General features: G+C 62.9%; 1 protein-coding gene. It reads left to right on the forward strand.

The features are described 5' to 3' along the window. Nucleotides 1-645: 645 nt before the first annotated feature. Nucleotides 646-1,863, forward strand: a 1,218-nt coding sequence (locus tag GXY33_14500; protein ID NLX06345.1) for a hypothetical protein, incomplete at its 3' end; no start/stop codon positions are given.

Raw genomic sequence — 1,863 nt, forward strand, 5'->3', positions numbered from 1 at the left:
AGTCGGGTTCCTCCGGTGGGGGTGGGGGAAGTGATTGGCGAGGGGCGGGTTACGCGGGTTCTGTGCAAATTGTGAGATTTGTCGGCGGTCCCATGGCAGGGGGACAGGGAGTCGAAGAGTCAGGCAGTCAGGTCGAACGGACGGGCCTGCAGGTGACGGGATTGGCTGGGGCTGTTCAGTTGTCAAACGCCGCTTGGGGCGACGCGCAGCCGGGGCGGGCGCGCCCGTTCCGGCAGATAACGATAGCACGAGAATCGGGGAAATGCAAAAGTGCGGTTTTTGTTGCGCCGGCAGGAACGGCACGTAGGGATTTCCGTAGACATTCCTGCGGCGGTCGAGAGTCTCCGGGTTGATCGATCCGTCGATGCCGGCGTTTGATATTCTCCAGTCGGAGTGTTATCTTCTACAGAGGCAACGGCCAAGAGGCGGTTCTGCAATTTGTAGGGCGGGAGGTTCTCGCCGCAGGCGAGGTCCACCCGCCGTTTTGCGGGGTTGGTATTCGGATGGCGTGTGAACCTGCCGCGTTGCGGCAGAACCTCTCGCCCTACGGGAGGGGGCGGCTGGGGGTTTTGGGTTGACAGGTGCGGGTGGCGGGACGATAACGATTGGCGCGTGGAAATGCGAGGTTGCTTTAAGGATTTGGGTATGGTGAGCGCACAGGATAGGGCGGTGATTCGGGAGTTGGCGTCGCGGGTGGCGGAGATAGCGGCGTTGCCGGTACAGGAGGAGAAGCGCCGGCTTTGGCGGAAGCTGAATGCACTTGAGCCGGAGCGGCCGATGGTGATGGCGGACCAGGTCTGCTGGAACGAGATGAACATTGACGATGAGCTGACGCTGCGGTGTCAGGACGGCGAGTGCCGCGGTTACGAGGAGGGTTTGCGTCGGACGCTGTACCAGTGGCGGCATTTTCCGGTGGACATGGTGGTCGAGCCGTTCGTGCGGGTGGCCAAGGCGATCGAGAACACCATGTTCGGGATAGCGATCGAGGAAGACGTGGCGGTGACGGACGCGACGAGCGCGGTGGTGGGTCATCGGTACGTCAACCAGTTCAAGACGATGGACGACGTGGAGAAGATCCAGATGCCGCGGATCAGTCACGACGCGGCGGAGACGCAGCGGCGGCTGACGGTGGCGCACGAGCTGTTCGACGGGATTTTGGAGGTGCGGGCGTGGGGCGGGGAGGTGTTTGTGACGTTCTGGGATCCCTTGAGCATGTGGATGGGGGTGGAGAACGCGTTGTACACGATGATCGATCAGCCGGAGTTGATGCACCGGGTGGTCGGTCGGATGGCGCAAGGGTATATGGCCATGCTGGACCAGTTGGAGGCGCAGGGGCTGCTTGCGGGTCCGGCGAGTTTGATTCACTGCACGGGCGCGTACACGGACGAGCTGCCGGCAGAGGGGTACGATCCGGAGAGGCCGCGGGTGAAGGACATGTGGACGGCTGGATTGGCGCAGATGCTGGCGACGGTCTCGCCGGCGATGTTCAAGGAGTTCGAGGTCGATTACGTCGCGCCGATCTGCGAGCGGTTCGGGCTGGTGTACTACGGCTGTTGCGATCCGCTGGACGGGAAGATGCGTGAGGTGCGGATGATTCCGAACGTTCGGAAGGTGTCGATGAGTCCGTGGACGAACGAGGCGCGTGGGGCGGAGGAGATCGGGCGGGAGTTCGTGTTTTCACGGAAGCCGAATCCGGCGTTTCTGGCGGCTGAGAGGTTCGATCCGGAGCACGTGCGGAAGGATTTGCTGGCGACGCGGAAGGTGTGCGAGCGGCACGGCTGTCCGCTGGAGTTTATCCTCAAGGACATCAGCACGGTGCGTTACGAGCCGCAGCGGCTTTTTGCGTGGGGCGAGGTGGCGATG

The sequence above is a fragment of the Phycisphaerae bacterium genome (assembly GCA_012729815.1).
Lineage (GTDB): Bacteria > Planctomycetota > Phycisphaerae > JAAYCJ01 > JAAYCJ01 > JAAYCJ01.